This is a genomic window from Marinobacterium stanieri, assembly GCF_900155945.1.
GTDB lineage: Bacteria > Pseudomonadota > Gammaproteobacteria > Pseudomonadales > Balneatricaceae > Marinobacterium > Marinobacterium stanieri.
Window position 1 is genome coordinate 336,629 of the sequence record NZ_FTMN01000005.1, and the last position, 20,138, is coordinate 356,766.

A 20,138-nucleotide genomic window follows, 5' to 3' on the forward strand; every position below is an offset into this window, starting at 1 on the left:
GATTCAGACGCGAGCCACGTCCACGGAGACTTCCAGCGTCTGTTCACCGCCACCGTCGAAGATGACGCCCTGCAGGGGCGTCACATCGGCGTAATCCCGGCCCCAGGCTGTCACTATGTGTTGCCCGGCCGGCATGTTGTCGTTGGTCGGATCAAACTCGAACCAGCCGTCGCCCGGTGAATAGACGGCAAACCAGGCGTGGGAGGCATCGGCCCCGACCAGTTTCTCCTGTCCAGGCGGTGGCAGCGTTTCCAGATAGCCGCTGACATAGCGGGCCGGGAACCCCAGTGAGCGCAGGCAGCCGATCGCCAGGTGGGCAAAGTCCTGACACACGCCACGCTTGTGTTTGAGCACATCCTTCAACGGTGTGGCGATGGTGGAGAATTCCGGATCGTAGGTGAAATCCTCGAAAATGCGTCGGGTCAGGTCACGGGTGGCCGACAGCAGCGAGCGCTGCGGAGCGAAGCTGGGTTCGGCGTACTCACGCAGGGGCGCGCTGGCGCGGATCATGGCCGAATCGAGCAGGAATTCATGGGCGTCCAGGGTGGCCTCATCGGCGGCCAGCGCCAAGCGCTCGCGTGCATCTTCCACACTGCAGCCCAGATCCAGCGCGTTCTCGGGCTGCATCGGCGTGACCTCGATGCGGCTGGTGATATCGATCTCCAGGCTGCGATGGGGCTCGTTGAGCATGAAATAGCAGTAGCGGTTGCCGAAGTAGTCGGTGTGTTCCTGCAGCCAGTTGGCCTGGGGCGCAATGCTGATGCGACTGTCCAGGCAGCGCTGAGAGGGCGTGTTGCGCGGTAGCAGGTGCGCCTTGTTGTAGCACTGGCTGACCGGGTTGTCGTAGGCGTAACGAGTGATGTGGCGGATGCGGTAGATCATTCGTCGTCACTCCAGCTGGTGTTGACCAGCCGCTGCGGATTGCGCTGGTGCTCGAAATAATGCCCGGCAATCAGGTTAGAAGTCTCGGTCAGCAGGATGAACAACTGGCCCAGCATGATATCCAGCGCCACACGCTGGCCATCGCTGTCCTGCTCGGCCAGCTGGTCGGCATCGGAAAGCTGCAGCAGCGTGCGGGCTTCCAGCAGCTTGCGGCGCTCGGGGCTGAGCAGAGAGGTCGAGTCGCCACCCTGAAGTTCGTACAGGTGCTGGGTGAGCTGGCTGAGCTGATACTGCAGGGAGCGCGGGTTGCTGCGATCCAGCAGCAGCAGGATCAGGGCATTGCGCATTTCCGGCTGGCTGCGGTAGCGGCGACGGTAGGTGACCAGAACTTCGCCACACATCAGTGCAGCTTCCAGCATCTGCTGTTCCTGATCATCATCCAGTACCGGCACCAGCAGTGAACGCAGCAGCAAGGTGCTTTGCAGGGTGCGTTCCAGACGTCGTCCCATCTCCAGAAAACGCCAGCCAAAGCCGCGAATCATGCTTTCCTGTGACAGACCCGACAGGGCCAGCAGGCTGGTGATAACCGGGTCCAGTGCTTCTTCCGGTGCCGACAGGCTGCCGGGTTGCAGCTGCTGTGGCAGCTCACGAATGGTATCGCGCAGGTCGCTGAGCACGCGGTGGGTATCGCCGGACAGCATTTCCCGCGCTTCTTCGGTGCAGTTCAGCATGGCGTTGAGGTTGGAGCAGACACTGCCGTAGCGGTTGGCATCCAGTATCACGCTGATCAGTTCCGGCTCGGGGTCGAGCCCTTCCTTGGCCGGCGGTGCGAAAAAGCCGGGGCGGGTGCCGGTCACTTCGGTCACGCTCTGCAACAGCTGTTGGCGCACGCTGTCAGGCAGGGAATTAATGCTGTTCAGCTGCATGAACACGGTGCGCAGCAATCGGGTAGATGACTCTGCCCGCTCCGAGTAGCGTCCCATCCAGAACAGGTTTTCCACCACGCGGCTGGGCAGGTCGCTGCTTTGTTCGCCGGTGAGCGGAGCGGTCTGTTGGTCGCGCAGGGTGGTAAAGCGCTGGGGCTCGGAGGCCAGCACCCAGGTATCCTTGCTGGTCGCACCCAACTGGTTGCTGACCACAACCTGGCTGCCTTCGCCTGCCACGCGGGTAAGGGCGCCGGACATGACGGTATAGGAGCCTTCGTCGGCGACGGCAAAGCCGCGGATTACCGTGGGGCGGGGCGTCAGGTCGGTACTCTGCCACACCGGTACGGTGGACGGCAGGTTGGCTGACTGGGCAACCCAGCCGGCCGGGTTGCGCATCAACTCCTTGAGCAGCGATTTGCGCTGGGACTCGGACAACTCTGCACCGAAGATGCTGTGCTGACCAGGACGGCGCTGGGTGCCCTTGAACACCAGTTTATCCAGATTATCCAGCGCGAAATGACGGTCTTCAGGGTCGCCCAGCCACCAGGTTTGGGTGCTGGCCAGGGAAAGCTGGCGGCCGAGGAAAAACTCGCTGATCTGCGGCATGAACTTGAGCAAAGCCGGGTTCTCCAGCACGCCAGAGCCCAGCGGGTTGGCGATGGCCACATGACCGGCGCGCACCACTTCCAGCAGGCCGGGCACACCCAGGTGGGAGTCGCCGCGCAGTTCGACCGGATCACACCAGGTGTCGTCCACCCGGCGCAGCACCACATCCACCCGGTGCAGGCCATCCAGGGATTTCATCCACAGGTAGCCATCGCGCACGGTCAGGTCGCCGCCCTGAACCAGAGAGTAGCCCAGATAGTTGGCCAGGTAGGTGTGTTCGAAATAGGTTTCGCTGTACGCCCCCGGCGTCAGGATGACCACCCGTGGCGAGCCGCCGTTGGGTGACAGGCTGTTCAGCTTGCGGCGCAGGGCCTGGAAGAACAGGGCCAGACGGTGCACCTGGCTGTCACGGATCAGGCTGGGCAGGATGCGTGACATCACCATGCGGTTTTCCAGCGCATAACCGGCCCCGCTCGGGGCCTGGGTGCGGTCGGCCACCACCTGAATCTGACCGTCGGGACCGCGAACCATATCCACCGCATGCAGGATCAGCTGCTGCTCATTGGGCGCTCCCAGACCGGAACAGGCGCGCAGAAAGCCGCTGTGGCCCAGCACCAGTTCAGGTGGCAGGGTGCGGCTTTTGATCAGCTCACGGGGTCCATAGAGGTCGCGCAGGATGAGATCGAAAAGCTCGGCACGCTCGCTCAGACCGGCTTCCACATGGCTCCAGTCTTCGCTGCCAATCAGCAGGGGAACCGGGTCCAGCCCCCACTCACGGCTCTGCTGCTCGCCGCCGGTGGGGTTATAGTTGGCGCCATCATCACGCAAAATGCGCTGGGCCTTGCGCTGGCGACTTTCCAGACCCGCAGGGCCGAGCTGATCCAGTGCGTTCAGCACATATTGCCAGTGCGGCCGTACCTCACCGGTGTCGGTGTAGGCTTCGTCGTAGCGGCCCGCCCTGGGCCGGTACTCCAGCGTTGCAGACTGGGCGGCCACGGACGGGGGCTGCGTTGGGGTCAGGTTGTCAGTGGCCACGGCTCTGGGCTCTCAGGCTGGATGTTAGCGCGCATCATAGGTGAATTATTGAACACTTCAAGTGTACTTTCGCAGGTCCAGCGTCCAGGGGTACTCCGCCAGAATCTCCTCCCGTGGTGGCTGCATGGGCCGTGGCTCGGTGCCATGCGGGAAAAACTCGCGCAGGGCTTCATAAAAGGGCGGTGGCGTCACCGCACCGGGAGTGTGGTTGAACTGCTCGAAACGATTGACCCTGCGGGCTTCGGCCTCAAAGGCGTTAACCGGCTGGTTGTCGTAGCTACGGCCACCCGGGTGGCTGACATGATAGGTACAGCCGCCGATTGAGTGGCCGTTCCAGGTATCGATCAGATCAAAGGTCAGCGGTGCATGCACGCCAATGGTGGGGTGCAGCGCGGATGGCGGATTCCAGGCGCGATAGCGCACACCAGCGACAAACTCGCCCTGCACGCCGGTGCTCTTGAGTGGCACGCGGCGGCCGTTGCAGGCCAGCACGTGACGCCCTTCGGTGAGGCCGGTCAGGCGCACCTGCAGGCGTTCAACGGAGGAGTCCACATAACGTGCGGTGCCAAAGCTGGAAACCTCTTCACCCAGTACGTGCCAGGGCTCGATGGCCCAGCGCAGCTCCATCTCGATATCGTCGATCTGCACGCGGCCATAGTGCGGGAAGCGGAACTCCTCGAAGGGTGCCAGCCACTCCAGCTGGAAGGGCAGATCGTGGGCCTGGAGATCCTTCACCACATCCTTGAGGTCAGACCAGATGGCATGCGGCAGCATGAAGCGGTCGTGGAGCTGGGTGCCCCAGCGCACCAGCGGTTTTTGATAGGGTGCCTTCCAGAAGCGGGCCACCAGTGCCCGCAACAGCAGCACCTGCACCAGTGACATCTGCGCATGAGGTGGCATCTCGAAGCCACGGAATTCCAGAATGCCCTGACGGCCCGAGGCGGTGCCGGGGGAGTAGAGCTTATCGATGCAGAACTCGGAGCGGTGGGTGTTGCCGGTGATATCCACCAGCAGGTTGCGCATCAGACGGTCCACCAACCAGGGTTTGTCGACCAGTCCTTCCGGCATCTGCTGGAAAGCGATCTCCAGTTCATACAGGGCTTCGTCACGGCCTTCATCCACGCGCGGTGCCTGGCTGGTCGGGCCGATAAACATGCCGGAGAACAGGTAGGAGAGACTGGGGTGGTGCTGCCAGAAGGTTACCAGCGAGCGCAGCAGATCCGGTCGGCGCAGCAGCGGGCTGTCTTCCGGGGTGCGTCCGCCCAGTGTTACATGGTTGCCGCCGCCGGTGCCGCCATGACGGCCGTCGACCATGAACTTCTCGGTGCCCAGTCGTGACAGTCGGGCCTCTTCATAGAGCGCCGTGGTGTTGTCCACCAGTTCCTGCCAGCTGCCGGCCGGATGGATGTTCACTTCGATGACACCGGGGTCCGGGGTCACCAGTAATTTCTGCAGGCGCGGGTCACGGGGCGGCTCATAGCCTTCGATCACCACCGGCAACTGCAGTTCGGCAGCGGTATGCTCGATATGATTGATCAGATCGACATAGTGTTCCAGCTGAGCGATGGGCGGCAGGAATAGATGCAGGCGGCCGTGACGGGGCTCGATACAGAGCGCTGTAATGAGCACATCAGTAACAACAGGCGAACCCTCATCGGCGGAGGTTTCCATTATCTGGCGAATGTCAGCCGGATTGCTGTGCTGCTCCGGTGGCATGTCGGCAAAAGGACGGTATCCCGGCAGCGGCGCCTTGGCATCAAAGGGGTCGGCATCGGGTTCAAAGTTCAGCTTGTCTTCGGCCTGCGCCGGCAGGCTGTTCAGCGGCAGGCGGAACCCCAGCGGGGAGTCGCCCGGAATCAGGATCAGCTCGTCACTGCGCAGCTGCCAGGGAGTGGAACGCCAGCCGCCGCTGCCGTGATTCCAGCCCAAAGGCAGCACCAGTCCCGTGGGCGTATCCAGTCCACGGGTAAGCAGTCGGGCCAGACGTTTGCGGTCCAGGTCATCCTTGAGGTCAAACGTCTTGGGGTCCACATCTACCGGCAGTTGCTGCTCCTGGCGCAGGTAGTGCAGACTGTCTTCGAGGGCTTCCATCAGATAGCGCGAGGGCAGTCCCAGGTTGCGACACAGGGTGTGCATGAAGCGACGGGCGTCATCAATGTCGTGGCCATAATCCTTGTCGACCCGTGCCAGCAACGCGCTGTCCTGCCACAGGGGTTCACCATCGGTACGCCAGAAACAGCCCAGCGCCCAGCGCGGTACTTCCTCGCCGGGATACCATTTGCCCTGGCCGTAATGCAGCAGGCCGGAGGGGGCAAAACGCTGGCGCAGGCGCAGCAACAGATCCTTGGCCAGGCGCAGCTTGTCTTCACCCAGGGCTTCGATATTCCACTGCGCTGAGTCCATATCATCGATGGAGACAAAGGTTGGCTCGCCGCCCATGGTCAGGCGCACATCGCCCTGCTGCAGTTCCTGATCCACCATCTTGCCCAGAGCATCAATGCAGGCCCATTGTTCATCCGTGTAGGGTTTGGTGACGCGCGGATCTTCATGGATACGGGTGACGGTATTGCTGTAACTGAACTCGACTTCGCATTCGTCGGTGCAGCCAGTCATCGGGGCGGCGGATTCCGGTGAGGGCGTGCAGGCCAGCGGGATATGGCCTTCGCCGGCGAGCAGGCCAGAAGTCGGGTCCAACCCGATCCAGCCGGCGCCGGGAATATAGACTTCGCACCAGGCGTGCAGGTCGGTGAAGTCTTCGCCGGCACCTGAAGGGCCATCCAGGGCTTCCTGATCTTGCTTAAGCTGGACCAGATAACCGGAGGTAAAGCGTGCTGCCAGCCCCAGATGGCGGAAGATCTGCACCAGCAGCCAGCTGGTATCGCGGCAGGACCCCTTCTTCAGGCTCAGGGTTTCTTCACAGGTTTGTACGCCCGGCTCAAGGCGGATGCCGTAGCCAATATCCTGCTGCAGACGCTGGTTCACCTGCACCAGGAAATCGTTGATCGAAACCTTGTCTCGTGGCACGGCTTCCAGCCAGGCTTGCAGCAAGGGGCCTGCTTCACGCACCTCAAGATAGGGCTGGAGTTCCTTTTTCAGGTCCTTCTCGTAAGTAAACGGGAAGTGTTCGGCGTACTCCTCGACAAAGAAATCAAAGGGGTTAATCACCGTCATATCGGCGATCACCTCCACTTCAATCCGGAGCTTGTCGGCCTTTTCGGGGAACACCAGGCGGGCGATGTAGTTGCCGAACGGGTCCTGCTGCCAGTTGATAAAGTGGTTTTCCGGCTCAATTTTGAGGCTGTAGCCGTGAATGTGGGTGCGGCTGTGGGGGGCCGGGCGCAGTCGCAACTGGTGTGGGGACAGGTTCACCAGCCGATCGAAACGGTATTCGGTCACATGGTTGATCGCAATACGAATGGTCACGGTGCAGGCCTCTTATGGCGTTTCAGGCTGGGAACCAGGTTTGGGCAATACGGTTGCTGAGCTGACAGATCTGAATCTGCAAATCGTTCAGGTAGCTGCGGAAATCACGCCCCAGGTCGGCATCGGTTTCGATCTGGTAGCGTTCAAGGTCAATCTCCTTGACCTCATCTACCAGCGCCTTGCTGTGAGGCAGTTTGCCGGCGGAGATTTTCAGCTGGGTAAGGCAGGCGGCAACGCTGCGCGGGAAGTTGGGGTCCTGCAGCAGGTACCAGGCCACATCGGGCCCGGCGACAGACAGACGCACGCTGCGGCGGTAACTCATATAGGCACTGGCGGAGCGCAACACATTGCCCCAGACCACCTGGCGCAGGTTGACGCTGGAATCGCCATTGGCCTGCTGCAGGGCAGCGGCACCGGCATCCAGAATACGGGTGGTCATATCCGCGCGCTCCAGATCCCGCCCCAGTTTGACGAACTGCCAGGGCGCATCGTGGCTCATGGTGCCGGACAGCATGCCGAAGAACATCTGGCAGCGACACACGATCTGATCCAGAAACTCATGGCGCTGGCTGCGGTTGATGCCTAGACGGATATTGTTCTGCGCGTACAGGTAGAGCTCGTTGATATGCTCCCAGCTTTCCACCGGCAGCACATCACGACTGGTGCGGATGTTCTCGCGCAGCATGCTCAATGCGGTCAGCATGGAACTGGGGTTGGTATCGTCCGCCAGCATGAACTTGACCACATTGTGCTCGCTGCGGACCTGATAGCGTTCTTCAAAGGGGCCGGTGGCGCTGTTCAACTCGACCAGACTGTACCAGCTGATATTCACATCACGCGGCAGGTCGAACAGCAGCTTGTCGTAGACACCCACCAAGCGGGCAGTGTTTTCCACGCGCTCCAGATAGCGGGCGGCCCAGTAAAGACGTTCGGCAACTTTTGACAGCATTGTTTATTCCTCCCCGCTGGCAACAATCCAGGTGTCCTTGCTTCCCCCGCCCTGGGAGGAGTTCACCACCAGTGAGCCCTTTTTCATCGCCACACGGGTCAGCCCGCCGGTGGTCACGTAGGTCTCCTTGCCCTGCAGAATGAAGGGGCGCAGATCCAGATGGCGCGGTTCCAATCGTCCCTGTTCAACCAGCGTCGGCGCGGTGGAGAGCGCCAGTGTGGGCTGGGCGATGTAGTTGCGCGGGTTGTCCTGAATCAGTTTGGCGAACTGGGCCTGTTCCTTCTTGGTGGAGTGAGGCCCCACCAGCATGCCGTAGCCGCCGGATTCGTTGGCGGGTTTCACCACCAGCTTGTCCAGGTTCTCCAGCACGTAGGCACGCTGTTCGGGATCATCACAGAGGTAGGTTTCCACGTTCTTGATGATTGGCTCTTCGTTCAGGTAGTAGCGGATAATCTCGGGGACATAGGCATACACCACCTTGTCGTCGGCCACGCCGGCACCCGGCGCATTGGCCAGTGCGACCTTGCCTTTCTGCCAGGCCCGCATCAGCCCCGGTACGCCCAGAACGGAGTCCTTTTCGAATACTTCGGGGTCGAGGAACAGATCGTCAATGCGGCGGTAGATCACATCCACCCGCTCCAGGCCGCTGATGGTGCGCATGTAAACGCAGTCCTTTTCATCCACCACCAGGTCCGAACCCTCGACCAGCTCAACGCCCATCTGCTGAGCCAGGAAGGTGTGCTCGAAATAGGCGGAGTTGAAGATGCCGGGGGTCAGCACCACGATGACGGGTTTGCGCACATCCCGTGGCGACAGGGATTTGAGCATGTCGAACAGCTGGGCACAGTAATCGGTGACCGGCAGGATATCATCCTGTTCGAACAGCTCGGGCAGCACGCGCTTGGTGATCGCGCGGTTTTCCAGCATGTAGGACACGCCGGATGGCACACGCAGGTTATCTTCCAGCACGTAGAACTCGCCATCACCATCACGAACCAGGTCGGTACCGCAGATATGGGCCCAGACATTCAGCGGCGGCGAGATGCCGACACATTCCGGGCGGAAGTTCTTCGACTCCAGAATGATCTCGCTGGGAATGATGCCGTCTTTGAGAATCTGCTGATCGTGGTAGAGATCGTTGATAAACAGGTTGAGGGCTTTCAGCCTCTGCTCCAGACCGGCCGCCGTGGTGCGCCACTGACTGGCGGAAATGGTGCGCGGAATGATGTCAAAGGGCCAGGCACGGTCGATGGTGCCTTCGCCGGTGTAGACGGTAAAACTGACCCCCATCTCCTGAATCGTGGCTTCGGCCATTTGCCGGCGTGATTCGATCTCTTCGGGGGGGAGGGAGTCCAGGCATTGAATCAACTGGCGTGCCGGGGGGCGAACACCGCCCTTGGCATCGATTAGCTCATCAAAATACCCGTTCGGGTCGTACGCTTTCCAATCCATCGTCATAGCCAAACCTGCTTGTCATGCTGAGGCTCAGGAATGCACCAAAAAGAAGCAGTGCTGTCCGGTTGTGTGCACCCTTCAGGCTCTTGCTGGCCCGCGGGGCAGGGAAAACTTTGAAAACGCTAATTCCCCGGTTCACAGAAGGGTGATTAGGGTTTACTCAGCAATTTGCAGGCCATATTGATTAATCGTGACAGCCGCAGCTGTGTACGCGAACACTTCGCTACACTTACTCAAAGTAGTACAAAGTCCGATGACAGGCTGATGACGATGCAGGAACCCTTCTCACTGGAGGCCTTTATTCAGGCACAGGCAAGCGTGTATCCACAGGCGCTGGCTGAGCTGAGGGCGGGGCGTAAACGCAGCCACTGGATCTGGTTTATCCTGCCGCAACTGAGCGCACTGGGGCGCAGCGGCATGGCCAGGCGTTATGGCATCCCCGGTATTGAAGAGGCGCGTGCCTATCTGCAGCACCCGGTGTTGGGCGCCCGGCTGCGTGAGTGCTGCGAAGCGTTGCTGGCGCTGGAAGGGTTGAGTGCCCATGCGATTATGGGCTCGCCGGATGACCTGAAATTGCGCTCCTGCGCGACCCTGTTTGCGCAGGTGGATGAGGCCGGGTCGGTGTTTGAGCAGATTCTGGATAAGTACTACAAGGGTGAGCGTGACCCGCTCACCCTTGCCTGCCTGGAAGGCGAAGATCGCTGAGGTGGCAGTCTCGGTCAGTGACCGAAGTTGTCCGCATCCAGCATGTCAGGATCGTCACGTCCGAGCTGATCCAGCGCCGCCATCTCCTCTGTGCTGAGTTCAAAGTCGAACAGGTTCAGGTTTTCCGCCATGCGTTGCGGATTGGCGGACTTGGGTGCGGCGGCGATGCCCTGCTGCATGGCCCAGCGCAGCACGATCTGCGCCGTGGTGCGCTGGTGCTGCGCCGCGATGCCCGTGATCACGGGGTCGTTCAGCATGTCACCACCACAGCCCAACGGGCGCCAGGCCTGCGTCTGGATACCCTGCTGTTGGTGCAGGGCGATCAGGTCATCGCGGCGGTGGTAAGGGTCCAGCTGGATCTGGTTCAGATGCGGTGCCAGTCCCAGATCAAGCAAACGCTGCAGGTGGGCCGGCTTGAAGTTGGACGTACCAATCGCCCTGACCAGCCCCTTGTCGAGCAGGTTCACCAGGCCCAGAAAGGCTTCGACGAAACGGTCCTGATCCGGGTTGGGCCAGTGGATCAGCAGCAGGTCGATATAGTCCAGCCCGAGACGCTGCAGGCTGGCTTCGCAGGCTTCCCGCGCGCCATCAAAGCTGTGCCATTGGCGGTTGAATTTGGTGGTCACAAACACCTGGTCACGCGGGATGGACGCATTGCGGATACCCTCGCCAACACCGCGTTCATTCTCGTAGTTCTCCGCCGTGTCGATCAGGCGATAACCCAGCTCCAGCGCCGTGGTCACAGCCTGGCTGGCTTCGGCATCGTTCATCGGCCAGGTACCCAGCCCCAGCTGGGGGATTTCGACGCCGTTGGCCAGCGTCAGGGTCGGGGCGAGTTTAACGCTCATCTACAACTCTCCAATGTCGTTCCTGTGATAGTAGGCCGGATAGTACACGCCGCATCGGGGGCGGTACTATCCGTAAAAAAGTTGGTGGCTCAGGGCTTAATACGGTAGCCGGTGCGGAAGATCCACCAGACCACGGACAGGCAGATCAGCAGGAACAGCAGCGTCATGCCCAGGCTCAGGCCCATATGCACATCGGCCACGCCATAGAAGGCCCAGCGGAAGCCATTAATCAGATAGACCACGGGGTTGAACAGAGTCAGTGTCTGCCAGGGCTCGGGCAGCATGTTGATGGAGTAGAAGGCACCGCCAAGGAAAGTCAGCGGGGTGATCACCATCAGCGGGATGATCTGCAGCTGCTGGAAGTCGTTGGCCCAGACGCCGATGATAAAGCCGAACAGGCTGAAGGTGAGCGCTGTCAGCAGCAGGAACGCCAGCATCCAGACCGGATGGGCGATGCTGTAGTCCACAAACAGCCGTGCCGTGAGCAGTATCAGCGTGCCGATAATTAACGACTTGGTCGCGGCCGCCCCCACATACCCGGCGATGATCTCGAACGATGACACCGGTGCTGACAGCACCTCATAGATGGTGCCGGAAAACTTGGGGAAGAAGATGCCAAAGGAAGCGTTGGAGATGCTTTCGCTCAGCAGTGACAGCATCAACAGGCCGGGAATAATGAACGCGCCATAGCTGACGCCGTCGATCTCGCCCATGCGCGAGCCAATAGCCGTGCCGAATACGATGAAATAGAGCGAGGTCGACAGCACCGGCGAAATTACGCTTTGCATCAGCGTGCGGCGAGTGCGGTTCATCTCGAATTTGTAGATAGCGCGAACGCCATTGAGGTTCATGCGGACGCCTCCGGGCGGTGAACGAGGTTGACGAAAATATCTTCCAGAGAGCTTTGCCTGGACTGCAGATCCTTGAGGGCGATGCCCTGTTCGCTGAGGCTGCTGAGCAGTTCGGCAATGCCGCTGGTTTCCTGATGGGCATCAAAGGTGAAGGTTAGCTGGCTGCCGTCTTCACTGAGCTCAAGGTTGAAGCTCTGCAGGGGCGCGGGGAGGCTGTCCAGCGGCGTCTGCAGAATCAGGTGCAGCTGTTTCTGCCCCAGCTGGTGCATCAGCCTGTCCTTGTCTTCCACCAGAATCAGCTCGCCACGGGTGATCACGCCGATACGGTCGGCCATCTCTTCCGCTTCTTCGATGTAATGGGTGGTGAGGATCACGGTCACGCCGTTATCGCGCAGGCCACGCACCATCTCCCACATGTCGCGGCGCAGTTCCACATCGACCCCGGCGGTGGGCTCATCCAGAAACAGAATGCCGGGCTCGTGCGAGAGCGCCTTGGCGATCATTACGCGCCGTTTCATGCCGCCGGACAGGGCCAGCATCTTGGAGTTGCGCTTGTCCCAGAGCGAGAGCTGGCGCAGAACCTTTTCGATATAGGCCGGATCAGCCGGTTTGCCGAACAGCCCGCGGCTGAACGACACCGTATCCCAGACGCTTTCAAAGGCATCGGTGGTCAGTTCCTGGGGCACCAGCCCGATCAGGCTGCGTGCGGCACGATAGTCTGCGACGATATCCATGCCATCGGCCAGTACTCGGCCAGAGCTGGCGTTGACGATGCCGCAGATAATGCTGATCAGTGTGGTTTTGCCCGCGCCGTTGGGGCCGAGCAGGGCGAAGATCTCGCCGCGATGAATGTCCAGGTCGACCGACTTGAGAGCCGTAAAGCCGGACGCATAGGTCTTGCCGACACCCTGGATTTGAATGATGGGTTGCACGGGGGCTCCTTGTCATTTTGCAGCTACAACAGACCTCGAGTGTAGCGCGATCCGATACGCTATGAGAGTTGTAGCGTGAAATACAGTGTTGAGAGCGTGCAAATAAAGCCCTGTGGCCGGACCGCTTTAGCAGCTAAAATTGGCCGCTCAAAACGTATGGAAATGGCAGGAAGCACATGAAGGGAAGCGTCCTAGGGTTTGACAGGGACCGTGACAATGGCCTCATTCAGGGGGCTGATGGTGAGCAATATGAGTTTCGGCAGGCTGAGTGGATAGCCGATAACGGAATACGCACCAATATGGAGGTGGAGTTTATGCCGGTTGCCGGTGAGGCCCGGCAAATTTGCAGTGCTCGGGAGCCGGTCTCGTCTCTTGGGCAGGAAGCAGCACCGATTAAACGCTCACCGCTCGCCATTATTACCCTGATCTGCGGAATATTGTCTCTGGGCGGTGGTCTGGTGTTTCAAATCGTGGCCATTGTCTGCGGGCATATGGCGCGGTCGGAAATCCGTAAATCCAATGGCACGCTCCGTGGCGATGGCATGGCGATCACCGGCTTGATAATGGGGTATATAGGAGTGTCGGTTGCACTGGTAACGGTGGTGGTCGTGGTGGTGACGATGGTGTTTGGCACCTGATGTCACCTGGGCAGGAAGGGAGGGGAGACTGGCTCCCCCCGCTTTGATCACGCCTGAAACAGGAAGTTGGCGATCAGTTCCTTGCCGCCCTCGGTAGCGAAGGACTCGGGGTGGAACTGGATGCCGTGAATCGGGTGTTCGCGATGGCGTACGCCCATGATCTCGAAGTCGCCGCCCTGATGGATACGGGCATGATCGGTAAAACTGTCCACAGGCAGGTCGCCGACGACAGCCGTTACGTCCAGACATTCCGGCAGGCTTTCCGCCTCGGCCATCAGCGAGTGATAACGCATGATCTCCAGCTGATCCGGGGTGTTGGCGAACACGCCCTCGGCCGTGTGGCTGATCGGGCTGATCTTGCCGTGCATGGGCAGCGGTGCCTTCACGACCTTGCCGCCGAACACGTGCACGATCCCCTGCATGCCCAGGCACACCCCCATCAACGGGATCTGCGGCCCCAGCTCACGTATCACCTCGGCACAGACACCGAAGTATTCCGGGTCTTCAGGCGAACCCGGCCCCGGCGAAATGATGATGCGATCCGGTGCAGCGTCGCGCACATCGGCAAGCGTTACTTCGTCGTTGCGTTTCACCACAATCTCGAAGCTCTCCAGACGGCCCTGATGCTGCTCGGTGCTCAGAATCTCGCCGATGTACTGATAGAGGTTGTAGGTGAAGGAGTCGTAGTTATCGATGATATAGACCTTCATGCCTGGCCCTCCGCCGCGAACTGATCCAGAACCTTTTTGGTGCCGGCGAACTTGCGCCGGATCTCTTCGTACTCATCTTCCGGGTTGGAGTCGTACACGTTACCGCCACAGGTTTGCACATAGGCGTTTTCACCATTGGCGAACACGGTGCGGATCGGAATGGCAAAGGTGCAATCACCGTTGAAGGAGAAGTGGCCCACGGCACCGCCGTAAGGGCCGCGACCGTCGGATTCCAGATCGTCGATGATCTTCATTGCTTCGATCTTGGGCGCACCGGTCAGGGTACCTGCAGGGAAGTTGCTGGCCAGTGCGGAGAACATGTCGTTATCTTCAGAGATGATGCCGACAATCTCGCTGGAGATGTGCTGCACATGGCTGAAGCGTTTGATGTCCATCAGGCTGCGCACCTTCACCGTACCGAAACGGGCCACACGGCCAATATCGTTACGGTGCAGATCGACAATCATGTTGTGCTCGGCGATCTCCTTGGGATCGTTCAGCAGGCCTCGGGCGTACTGGGTGTCTTCCACCTCATTGGCACCGCGCTTGGTGGTGCCGGCCAGCGGGAAGGTTTCCATCTCGCCCTGGCGAAGGCGGAACAGCAGCTCGGGGCTGGCGCCGATCAGCTTCTGCTCGCCGAATTTCACGTAGTACATCTGCGGGGACGGGTTCACCTCGCGCAGCTGCTCGTACAGATTGATACTGTCGCCTTCCAGACGGAAACGCTTTTTGAAGCCCACTTCGCACTGGAAGATCTTGCCGTCGATGATGTCCTGCTTCACCTTCATCACCGCCGCGGCGTGCTCGTCCTGCGTCATGGTTTCGCCCATGGGCGTGACTGTCAGCGGGCCGTTTTCCACTTCCGGCTCGGCCAGGATCTGCTCGATTGTCTCCATACGGCTGTCATCGTAATGGAAATAAATCACTTCGCCGGTCATCTTGTCGAGAATCAGACCATCCTTGAACACGCCGAAACGGAACACATCGAACATGTCGCTGTGCTGCAGATTCAGGCTAGGCTCAAAGTAGTTCATGCAGTCATAACCGATGTAACCGGTCAGGCCGCCCGCGTACTTACGCGAAATGATGTCCTGGGGCACGATATCGCGCAGCAGGTAATAGGGGTTGTCGCTGGCGTAGCTCTGCACCTCACCGTCACGGCCCTGCACATGCAGCTCACCCTCGGTAGCCCAGAGGATCTGCTCCGGATCAAAACCGATGATGGAGTGGCGGGAGAGAAAGCTCTCTTCACCCAGCGACTCCAGCATAAAGCAGTTGTCGAAGCGTTTTTCGATCTTCTTGAACAGGCCAAAGAAGTCGATATCCGCCGCCAGCGTCACATAATGTGGCTTGCGCGGCAGCGTAATGCGGGCCGGTTTCTGGCTCATGTTAGCCTCTGTTGCTGTTTGATCTTGAGGGCGCGCGCCCCGCGGGTCACGGTGGCGATACCGACGCCGAGCTGTTTGGCGATCTCCCGTTGGGGCACACCGGCTTCAAGCATGCGCAGAATCTGCAGCCGATTGCAGACCTCGGTCAGTTCAGCCGGAGTCAACAGATCGCGCAATGCGTCAGCCAGGGAGTCCCGATCCTGCATGCTGTGCAGGTGATCGAGCAGCTCATTCAAATGGGTTGTATTCATGTACTAGTACGGTATCACAATGCGGGCTGGGGTCAATTGGAAAGTGTCTCGATGATCGAGATGTTCTGTTACCGATCAAAGGGTATGTTATCCAGGCCGGAATATTGGGGTACTTAGGTTGAGTGGCCGGCTTACACTTAGCTGGCTATAGTGATGTGCGTGGATGACAGGAGTACCACGTGGGCTATTTGCGCAGTGCGGCGATGTTCGGCATTCAATAACGGAGTATCAGGGATGATGACACTTCTTCAAGTTTTACCTCTGATATTTTCTGATCTGTTGCTGTCGGCAGTACCCGATGAGTGCCTGTGTATAGCGAAAAAGTACCTTTTTATCAGTGGTAGCCGAAATACGTTTTTGGCAATCAAATAGTTACAAGTGCGCTTAAGAGTTAAAAGGTATACCCGCTAATAATTATTATGAGGTCGAAGACCTCATTAACAGACTGTTAGCATAATAAAAAGGAGTTTATCTTGGCATTCGAAGACTATACGGAATATGTGTCATCCAACTTTGAACTACTGAATAAAAGGGTGAGTAAACCTAGCGATCAGAAGAAATATATTGACTCATGGAAGTCAAAATATGCCGCGCATTTTAAAAGTAACCCACCCGAAGAGAATTTTCTATGGAATATAAGGGTGCATAAGGCTCTTAAAGAAATATTTACTGCTTCTACTATGTATCAAGAATCCTTGATCGCAAAAGAATCTCGTTCATGGACATCATTTTGTTTCTTAAGCTATTACTCATTATTTCACGGGCTTCTCAGTTGTGCATATTTGCTGCCAAGCGAAAACATTAATAAATTATCTGAGATAACACATACCAAGTTACTTAATATATTCAAATCAAATTTTGTCTCGGCAAAGCCAAATATAATAGATGAAGGTGTTTGTGAAGCTTTCGTAGTGTTTAAATATCTTCGGGAGTACTATTCTTATCATATGCCTCCCAATCATTTCTTATACGAGTATGAGGATAATATTAAACCAGATTTTGTGCTGCCCACATATTTAAAATCATGCTTTCAACTCTCTAGTTTACTTTCAGAAATTATTGAATCATCATTTAAGAAGCACCATAAAAAGATTCCAGATAGATACTCTTTCTATGATTATGTGAGAGAACATTACTGCAAAGTTAATAGTAGAGAGCATCCTGTCACTAAGAAACACTTACTTCACTATGTTGATGAGGTAAGACTCAGAGAAACATTCGAGTATCCTGCTCCTGTTCCATTTGTTATAGAGCTTGAGCACTTCACTGATGAATTCGGTCTATATGAAGACGCTGAATTTTCCCGTTTTGCTAACGGTGATGAGATATCTCCTTCAGGGTTTGTATATGATGCCATCTGTTAACAATGACAATACCTAACAAACGCCTGCATCGGAACAATTTTTCGTTGCTTCGCAACTAAAAATTGTCCGCTGAGGCGGGCGTTAAGTGCCAGGGAAGCATATGAGTAATACCGAAGATAGAATAAATCAAGAATGGGTCACACTTAATGCAATTAGAGGCATGGTTAAAATTGCCTCTAAAGGTAGTATGACGAAATCTACATATGATAATTCTCTAGACTTGGGCGGTGCGCTCTACCCGGAACTACTTGGGCCAGAAAAAAGTGTTCTGAAACGTGAGCGAGAGAGCGACACAACAAAAGAATATCGTCAAAAAGCAGAACTTAAGGCAATAAAGGATCAGGTAGAAGTAAGCCCATTAGATCTAGTTTTTAAAGATATAGAAGAATATGACTCCTTAATATCTATAGCTAAAGAAAATAAAAAAGATAAAAAACGAACTGATCAGTTAAAAAGAAAGTTGGGGCAGCTTCAGAAAGCAAAGTCAGAACTAGAGATCAAACCTCACTCTGAAAATCAGTTGATATTCAGAGATGCGTATAATGTCGAGAGAGACTTCCCTGAACTATCTAAAGGACATGCCCACAAAGATTTTCAACTACCTGACGGAAATTATTTGAGGCTTAGGGTGCTTCATCCTGATAGACCAGAGCACATTACTGGCGCGGATATTATTTATGAACGCCATAATAAGAATACAGATAAAGTCAGTATCGTTGTTGTTCAATACAAAATATGGGAAGACAAAAGGCTATATCTCTCCGACTCAAGGATGAAAGGCCAGATTGAGAAGATGAAAAGATTCACCTGCGATGAGAATATTTGCGAGCAGCGTAAGGGCGAGAATAGCTATCGGTTCCCCTGCTGCTCAGGGTTTCTTCGGCCAACGGATAAACTGCAGAATGTAGAGCAAAAATTTATTTCTACGGGCGAGCATTTGCCAATCTGTAGAATTGATGAATGTAAATTATCGGGCAGGAAAGGTGGTGAGCTTCTTGAATATGAAAAGATGAAAGAAGTATCCCTTTCAACCGAACTATTTGAGGATCTATTCAATAGGGGAAAAATAGGTTCTAAGGAACTGTCATTTGAAGAGCTTAAAAAGCTTTACGAAGCTGCATCGGTTATAGATTCGAGTGATACGGTTGTAATCTATGCACAGGAATTCTAAGCACTTAACAAGCGGCTGCTGTCGGACTAGTAAAAACTCCGGCTTCGCCTCCACTTTCACCAGCCGCAGAGCCGAGCGTTATACATCACAGGAGTAAAATTTGAAAAGAGGAATGTTTTCTTCAATATCAGATAACGAAGCCTATCTTGAAGCGGATAAAAAATGGACAGTAGAGCTTCAGAGGTTTCACCAATACTGGTATGACTTGGTGGTCAATCCCAATGAGGTCGCGGAATACTTCGATACACGAAAGCTAATTGTCGATTATCTGAAAGGAGTAAAGGAAGCTGTAGAAAAAAGCTTGGAAAAGCGATTTGTTTATTTTATTTGCTCTAGAACAAAAGTTAGATTTAATACCAAGAAAAAGCCTTTTTTCAATCCCTTTACCAAAGAAATAAAAATTCATATCTTAGTAGGCAAGAAAGAAAAGAAAAGAAGTATTTGGTGCAAGTTTTTCGACAGAGGGCTAGACAAGTTTTATAACCCAAAGATTGACTTAACTGATAAATACATAACTATAACGGACTCGAAAGGTGACCTTACGACTGCATCTATTCATGATTTTCTTGATGGTTCGAATATAAACTTAGGAATAAGCAGCAATGTTGAATATGTTGGGTACACTGAAAATCCTCATACCCGGCCTACAAATGGCTCTCACACAGGTCTGAGTGACACCCTCTACAAAGTATCAAACGAAGATTGTGACACCCTGATTTACTTTAACGTTTTTAATGTTGTCACAGAGGCAAACAGCAAGAACTCTATGTTTAATTTTATCATCCCTAATTCAATGACGGATGAGATTGAATCAGAACTGGAAGGTAAAATAATAGAGAAATGTTTTATTTTTTACTTTGATGCCATCAATCAGAGTAGAAATAAGAAAAAAGAGTTATCTGAGCTGAAAAACAGCCTTATAAAAATGGCCAAAAAAAACAAAATAGGCTCAATTACCTTTTACTACGAGTTTGAATATGTAAATGACTATGCAATTTTTTCGTCGTCATTAGTTAAACCTAGTTATTGCCATAGGTTTTCTGTGTGTCTAGAAAACGATAATGTTGCAGTTAAAAGATACTGAGGCACGCTTTGGGAAAAGGTATAACAAGTGACTGTGGTGTCCAGCATAAATAATCAGGCTGTTCTATGACGCCAAAGCTCTTCGTTTTTGAGCATGGTATTCAGCACCACAATGAGCTTGCGCATGCAGGCAATGATGGCCACTTTGGGCAGCTTACCCTGAGCCTTTAGGTGCTCATAAAAGCGCTTGAAGACCGGGTTACATTGGATGGATGACAGCATCGCCATGAACATGACTGTACGGATACGGTGACGGCCTCCGCGGATACGCCGTTTGCCATTCCAGGTGCCGCTTTCACGGTTCATGGGTGCGACACCGACGAGCGCGGCAATTTCTTTGCGGTTGAGGTTACCGAGCTCTGGAAGCTCGCTGAGCAAGGTGTACGCGAGGACTTTACCGACACCTGGCACGCTGGTCAGGATCTCGGTTTTGGTACGCCAATGCTTGACCTGTATAACGGCTTCATCGATCTGTTTGGTGATAGTCTTTATCTGAGTTTCCAGCGAGCGTAGCAATGTTTTGATAGAGCGGTGCAGGGCTTTTGGCAAGATCTGGAGGCGGTTTTTCTCCATGGTCTGCATTTCAAGCAGCTGGCTGCGCCGAATAAGTAAGTCTTTGATCAAGCGGGATTGTTTGTCGGGGATGGGTTTAATATCCGGCTGTATGGTTGCGGCAAAACGGGCGATGACACTGGCATCGATCTTATCCGTTTTAGCCAGTACACCGATGGCCTGGGCATAGCGCCTGATGCTGACGGGATTGACCACGACAATGGGCAGGTTTGCCTGGTCACAAGCAAACACGAACGCATGTTCATAGCGTCCTGTGGCTTCCGTGACAATGCGTGTGACATTTTGGGATTTAAGGATCTGAACGATCTTACGGATAGGCGTTTCTTCGTTCGGGATTTGGAAATGGAG

Annotated in this window: 17 protein-coding genes; 5 read left to right on the forward strand and 12 right to left on the reverse strand. The window is 55.8% G+C overall.

Annotated elements, in window-relative coordinates:
* Positions 1-3 precede the first annotated feature (3 nt).
* From BW956_RS13380 to BW956_RS13400, 5 genes are read right to left on the reverse strand one after another with little or no spacing between them, the layout of a single operon-like run.
* A complete protein-coding gene (locus tag BW956_RS13380) occupies positions 4-882 on the reverse strand; it encodes a transglutaminase family protein (protein WP_076463159.1) in 879 nt (292 codons plus the stop codon).
* Positions 879-3,449 (reverse strand): circularly permuted type 2 ATP-grasp protein, encoded by a 2,571-nt coding sequence (locus BW956_RS13385; RefSeq protein ID WP_244894369.1) that lies wholly within the window; start codon positions 3,447-3,449, stop codon positions 879-881. The genes BW956_RS13380 and BW956_RS13385 overlap by 4 nt, the downstream gene beginning before the upstream one ends.
* Before the next feature lie 57 nt (positions 3,450-3,506).
* On the reverse strand, positions 3,507-6,872 hold the full coding sequence (locus tag BW956_RS13390) for a transglutaminase family protein (protein WP_076463160.1): 3,366 nt from the start codon (positions 6,870-6,872) through the stop codon (positions 3,507-3,509).
* Positions 6,873-6,894: 22 nt separating this feature from the next.
* Entirely contained in the window at positions 6,895-7,821 is a 927-nt protein-coding gene (locus BW956_RS13395; protein ID WP_076463161.1) for an alpha-E domain-containing protein, read from the reverse strand.
* A 3-nt stretch (positions 7,822-7,824) separates the two neighbouring features.
* Positions 7,825-9,279 (reverse strand): circularly permuted type 2 ATP-grasp protein, encoded by a 1,455-nt coding sequence (locus tag BW956_RS13400; RefSeq protein WP_076463162.1) that lies wholly within the window; start codon positions 9,277-9,279, stop codon positions 7,825-7,827.
* 261 nt (positions 9,280-9,540) lie between these two features.
* Between BW956_RS13400 and BW956_RS13405 the strand changes: the two genes are divergently transcribed.
* On the forward strand, positions 9,541-9,981 hold the full coding sequence (locus BW956_RS13405) for a DUF1810 domain-containing protein (RefSeq protein WP_244894370.1): 441 nt from the start codon (positions 9,541-9,543) through the stop codon (positions 9,979-9,981).
* 14 nt (positions 9,982-9,995) lie between these two features.
* Here the strand turns inward: BW956_RS13405 and BW956_RS13410 are convergent, their stop codons facing one another.
* The 3 genes from BW956_RS13410 to BW956_RS13420 form a co-directional block, all read right to left on the reverse strand.
* Positions 9,996-10,829 carry an aldo/keto reductase gene (locus tag BW956_RS13410; RefSeq protein WP_076463164.1) on the reverse strand — a complete coding sequence of 278 codons (834 nt, stop codon included), beginning with the start codon at positions 10,827-10,829 and terminating at the stop codon, positions 9,996-9,998.
* Between the two features lie 89 nt (positions 10,830-10,918).
* Entirely contained in the window at positions 10,919-11,680 is a 762-nt protein-coding gene (locus BW956_RS13415; protein ID WP_076463165.1) for an ABC transporter permease, read from the reverse strand.
* A complete protein-coding gene (locus tag BW956_RS13420; protein WP_076463166.1) occupies positions 11,677-12,612 on the reverse strand; it encodes an ABC transporter ATP-binding protein in 936 nt (311 codons plus the stop codon). Before BW956_RS13420 ends, BW956_RS13415 begins: the two co-directional genes overlap by 4 nt.
* Before the next feature lie 176 nt (positions 12,613-12,788).
* Here BW956_RS13420 and BW956_RS13425 point away from each other — a divergent pair, with 176 nt between their 5' ends.
* Positions 12,789-13,250, forward strand: coding sequence for a DUF4190 domain-containing protein (locus BW956_RS13425; protein ID WP_217695129.1), 462 nt, complete (start codon positions 12,789-12,791; stop codon positions 13,248-13,250).
* A gap of 47 nt (positions 13,251-13,297) precedes the next feature.
* On the opposite strand, the gene BW956_RS13430 is transcribed toward BW956_RS13425, so the two are convergent.
* Genes BW956_RS13430 through BW956_RS13440 form a run of 3 tightly spaced genes read right to left on the reverse strand, consistent with a single transcriptional unit; the run spans position 13,298 to position 15,599 of the window.
* Positions 13,298-13,960, reverse strand: coding sequence for an anthranilate synthase component II (locus BW956_RS13430; protein ID WP_076463167.1), 663 nt, complete (start codon positions 13,958-13,960; stop codon positions 13,298-13,300).
* Positions 13,957-15,348, reverse strand: a complete 1,392-nt coding sequence (locus BW956_RS13435; RefSeq protein ID WP_076463168.1) for an anthranilate synthase component I family protein — start codon at positions 15,346-15,348, stop codon at positions 13,957-13,959. The genes BW956_RS13430 and BW956_RS13435 overlap by 4 nt, the downstream gene beginning before the upstream one ends.
* Positions 15,345-15,599, reverse strand: a complete 255-nt coding sequence (locus BW956_RS13440; protein WP_029511269.1) for a Trp family transcriptional regulator — start codon at positions 15,597-15,599, stop codon at positions 15,345-15,347. Before BW956_RS13440 ends, BW956_RS13435 begins: the two co-directional genes overlap by 4 nt.
* Positions 15,600-16,072: 473 nt before the next feature.
* Here BW956_RS13440 and BW956_RS13445 point away from each other — a divergent pair, with 473 nt between their 5' ends.
* The 3 genes from BW956_RS13445 (at position 16,073) to BW956_RS13455 (ending at position 19,218) form a co-directional block, all read left to right on the forward strand.
* The gene (locus tag BW956_RS13445) at positions 16,073-16,963 is read left to right on the forward strand and encodes a hypothetical protein (RefSeq protein ID WP_076463169.1); all 891 of its coding nucleotides are present in this window, start codon (positions 16,073-16,075) and stop codon (positions 16,961-16,963) included.
* Between the two features lie 100 nt (positions 16,964-17,063).
* A complete protein-coding gene (locus BW956_RS13450; protein WP_083703068.1) occupies positions 17,064-18,134 on the forward strand; it encodes a hypothetical protein in 1,071 nt (356 codons plus the stop codon).
* 100 nt (positions 18,135-18,234) lie between these two features.
* Positions 18,235-19,218 carry a hypothetical protein gene (locus BW956_RS13455; protein WP_076463170.1) on the forward strand — a complete coding sequence of 328 codons (984 nt, stop codon included), beginning with the start codon at positions 18,235-18,237 and terminating at the stop codon, positions 19,216-19,218.
* 53 nt (positions 19,219-19,271) lie between these two features.
* Here the strand turns inward: BW956_RS13455 and BW956_RS13460 are convergent.
* Positions 19,272-20,138, reverse strand: an 867-nt coding sequence (locus tag BW956_RS13460) for an IS110 family RNA-guided transposase (protein WP_076463171.1), incomplete at its 5' end; no start/stop codon positions are given.